At 48.0% G+C, this 4,308-nt stretch carries 3 protein-coding genes and 1 pseudogene; all 4 read right to left on the bottom strand.

What is annotated here, in order from left to right; genetic code table 11:
- Positions 1-251: 251 nt before the first annotated feature.
- A pseudogene (locus ICN12_RS10675) lies at positions 252-1,322 on the bottom strand (IS3 family transposase).
- 107 nt (positions 1,323-1,429) lie between these two features.
- Positions 1,430-1,555: a hypothetical protein gene (locus tag ICN12_RS11010; protein WP_370625030.1), complete on the bottom strand. Its 126-nt coding sequence runs from the start codon at positions 1,553-1,555 to the stop codon at positions 1,430-1,432.
- Between the two features lie 41 nt (positions 1,556-1,596).
- Complete coding sequence (locus tag ICN12_RS10670) at positions 1,597-1,755, bottom strand: hypothetical protein (protein ID WP_216272491.1); 159 nt, start codon at positions 1,753-1,755, stop codon at positions 1,597-1,599.
- A gap of 45 nt (positions 1,756-1,800) precedes the next feature.
- Positions 1,801-4,308: autotransporter outer membrane beta-barrel domain-containing protein (locus ICN12_RS10665; RefSeq protein ID WP_216272490.1), on the bottom strand; the 2,508-nt coding region annotated here is incomplete at its 5' end.

Genomic DNA, 4,308 nt, shown 5'->3' with positions numbered 1-4,308 from the left:
ACCGATTGGATGTGGACATACAATCATGAAAGACCGAACATGGGCTTAGGTGGAATTACACCAAAGCAAAAACTAGCACTTGCAGTACCAGCTTCTACTTTTAGCTTAAGTTAAAAATGGGGGGATTCCCATCTTACCACCTACATTAGTCAAGACCTCTAAAAAATTATCCGAAACCCTTATTTTATCAGATTTCCATTAAATACATTGATAGAAGCGGCCTTGACCTGTCTGGTTTTATCGGACCAATTTCATCTAGAAACTCTGGCTCCCGTTATTAATTCCTTTTGCCATCCAGCGACAAACTCTGCTGGGGTTTGATAATCCAAGCTTGAGTGTGGCCTAATCAAATTGTCCCTAAAGGGATTTCCTACGGTCATTTGCTTACGCCATGTTTCAATAATCACTTTGACATGCTCTCTACTGTGAAACCAGTTCATGGCTAAGCACTCATCTCTAAATTTGCCATTAAAACTCTCATTAGTACCGTTTTGCCAAGGTTTGCCTGGCTCGATATGCAGATTGCGTAATCCTCGCTCTACAGCCCACTCCAACAAGACGGTACTCACAAACTCTGGGTCGTGATCGCTGCGAAGAACTTTAGGATAGCCACGTTCTGCGATGACCTCCTCTAACACTTGCACAACCCGCTTGCCTTTAATCGAGCCGGCCACATCAATGCGCAGACTCTCTTTGGTGAACTCGTCAATTAAGGTTAAGCACTTGAGCTTTTGCCCGTTGGCACAAGCATCAAATACAAAATCGTATGCCCAAACTTCATTAGGGCCAGTGGCTACATGCGGTTTGTCGATTTTGACTGCGATAGCGCTTGCGTGTCCTTTTGGCGGGCACCTGCAGACCAGCTCCAGCCCAGATGCGTGCCGTCCGATCGCGACCCAAAACAAGGCCATCTCGTCTTAAAAAGATCCGAACCCGCCTTGCTCCGTAGCGAGGATATTGCTCAGAATACTGGCGCATGGCAACCACGATAGGCTGATCTTTAACCGGCATCTTGTACTGGTAATCTAAGCCAGATCTAGCAACACTTAGCAGCGTACAAGCTCGTCTTTGGGAAATGCCTCGCCCAACTGCATAGCGGGCCTGCTCCAACCGCTCCTGCACGCTCACCACTTTTTTACGGCAATCTCCTTCATCACTTCAATCTCGAGATCGCGCTCTGCCAAGATCTTCTTTAGACGGCCGTTCTCTTGCTCGAGTTGCTTTAAGCGCTTGACGTCATCCGTACCTAGATCGCCAAACTTCTTACGCCAGTTGTAAATGGAGGGTTCGCTGACCCCGTGGCGCTTAGCAACTTCTGCTATTGGCGAACAATCTGCTCGTCTGAAAACCGTGCTCTCTTCATACCTGCTCCTTAGGTTGAAGGAGTCATTATCTCTAAAAGCTTTTGGTCTGAAAATCCCAGGGCAGGTCAGGCACGTAATATATCTTCGTGCTTTGAGGAGCCTCCAGCCACCGTCGTTTCGAAAGTAATATTTGAAGTCTGCAGATCGGAAAAGCGGATGCGCCATAGATCCCCATTGCTCAGTGGCGGCACCCCTACTCGGCAGCCATTATTAAAATCAAATCGGATACCCTTTAACCCTTTTTGCGTAGGCTGTGGCACGGGATCACAATATAATTTTTAACCAGGGGCACTACAATCGCCAATTCCGCCTTTGGATCAAGCCCGGCAGTGGAGATCATTTCAACATCGCCGTCTTCCTGAGTTGAACTATTTTTCCCATCTTGAGTCATGTCGTTATCCACATTAATTATTAAAAAAGTAATTTTTTTATACAACTACTTAAATGGCACAATCAAATTCAAATTAATTGCGTTGTTGTTATAGCCTGAAGTTCGTCCAAAATAATCGTAGTTCAGGCGTAGACGTAGATCATTCTTTGTCTTCGGGTTAATCTCATAACTTACCCCAACCTGCGTCACGAGCGCGCCTGGTTTATTTACCGCCGTCGTGAATACGATACCACTGACATCTCTAGCCTGCAACGCACTAGGAGTGGCTGCAAAGTCGTAACCAATTAATGTGCGGAATAGCACATGATTCGTCTCGTTTAGGTCAAGGCGCATCCGACCGCCGGCTCCAGCAATCATGCTCTGCCCTTTTTGTCCGCTAACAATTAAATTCGACCCCGCCGCCCCTGTTTCGTCATATCCATTAACGGAGGCATAGCTGTAATCCAAACGAATGAGTGGCGTCAGCGTTGTATCACCCCATTGCCAATTCTGACTTCCCTCTACACTTGCCAACCCATGCCATCCGCCATACTTGGCTGATGCATTCTGAGGAATAGCATTGGCTGTCGTTAATCGTTTCGAATTATTTTGATCGTAAGCGCCGTTAAGAATAAAACGAATTTCCGCACTATCGGCCATATTCTGTTTGGCATACGCCGTCAGTTGATAACTCGTCGTTGTAAGACTGTCACCTGTATCTAAATTTAATCCGCTAGCACTGGCACCAGCAAATGTTGTCGCCAGGCCTAGGCGCAAGTCGGGATCTATCGATGTATCAGCACCGAAAGCAATTCCAGCTGTATTTTGGGTATAGGCCGCTGAAGGCGCGCCGTTACCGCTTTGCCGCGCCGAATTACCAAATGGAGCAACCCAAGCATAACTAGACTCAATGATACTTTGGTGTGCCTGATCATCCATACGGTCCATACGGTTACGTATAACTTCAACAGAGGCCTGCGCCTGATTTAATATCGCTGTCGGTTGACCACCATTTAAGAGGGGTGTCATCCCGGCAATACCAGGTGATGACTTACCAGTGACCAGATCAAAGCCCGAGCCATTGCTAACAATGGTGTAAGGGGTAAGACCATAAGAGCCGCTACTCACAAAAGCCCCCGTCGTGGTTCCGGTAGCTCTAAATACATTTTTATAGTCACCGGATTGCGCTAGCACTGAACCGCTGCTCACGGCAATCTGCGCCCCACTACCGAGAATAGCATTGCCACTTACTACCATCTTGCCATAGGCAGAAGGGCTATTAAAACCTAAACCCAGTGTACCGGCCTGACTATAGCCGCCGGTAACATTAAGGTTTTGAGTTGCCCCCACCATTATTTTACCGGCATTGCTAAAAGCGCCAACTACTAGGTTAACAGTGTTGCCAGCCAGAGTAACAGCGGCATCGCTATTAATATTAAAAATCCTCCAGCCCGAGACGACTGCTGCACCTGAGGTGCCTGTATTGGCTAACATTAAATGCTGATTTGCTAGCGTCAAAGTATTCGAGCCTGTACCGTCTGTCAGGGTTATCGATCCATTGATGACTGTATTGTTGGCCAGTGTTAAAGCATTGTTCGACCCATTAAATAGAACGCCGGCACCTAGCGATGCGCCATTAAGTGTCACGCCGTTATCCGAACCTGCTACTGAAATTGCTAGACCGCCAACCGAAGAGTTGGTTGAAACATTTCCCGCTGCCGTTATGCTAGCCCTATCTCCGACAATCTGATAGTCCAATAATGTTGAGCCGCTACTTGCATTAACCAGACCCCCTGAATACACGATGCCATTTAGGCCACTACCACCAGCATGAATGATTTGCGTGCCACTAATCTGTGCTGCCCGGACTTCCCCAGATACAATTTGAACGCCGCCAGCCAGTATGGTTGAGCCAGAATCCAGACCTCCGACCCGAATCGTTTGCAAACCACCAGAGTAGATCGTGGCAAAAGGTCCGTAACCCCCATATCCGATAATCTCCTGGCCTCCATTGTAAATCTGTGTGTAGTAAGACGATCCACCTGCAGAGACGCTAATAATACCGCCGTTACTGACCGACGTATAGGATGCCAATCCTCCACTAGAAACATTAAGCAATCCGCCATTTACCCTAGTAGCACTCACAATAGCGCCGCTCAGGAGGGTCTGGCTACCGCCACTGCTTAGCGTAGTAGCGCTCACACTAGCACCACCATAAACAGCTTGATTACCACCAGAACTGATGGTCGCGCTAATCGCACTACCACCGCTACTAACAGCTTGAGTACCGCCATCATTTACCGTAGTAGCACTTGCAATACCGCCACTACTAACAGCTTGAGTACCACCATCATTTACCGTAGTAGCACTTGCAATACCGCCACTACCAACAGCTTGAGTACCACCATCATTTACCGTAAGACCACTCACAATAGCGCCGCTCAGGAGGGTCTGGCTACCGCCACTGCTTAGCGTAGTAGCGCTCACACTAGCACCACCATAAACAGCTTGATTACCACCAGAACTGATGGTCGCGCTAATCGCACTACCACCGCTACTAACAGCTTGAGTACC

The sequence above is a fragment of the Polynucleobacter sp. AM-25C3 genome, from assembly GCF_018882335.1.
Taxonomy (GTDB): domain Bacteria; phylum Pseudomonadota; class Gammaproteobacteria; order Burkholderiales; family Burkholderiaceae; genus Polynucleobacter.
The sequence above is the reverse complement of the archived record's forward strand: the minus strand, read 5'-3'. Positions and strand labels throughout refer to the sequence as shown.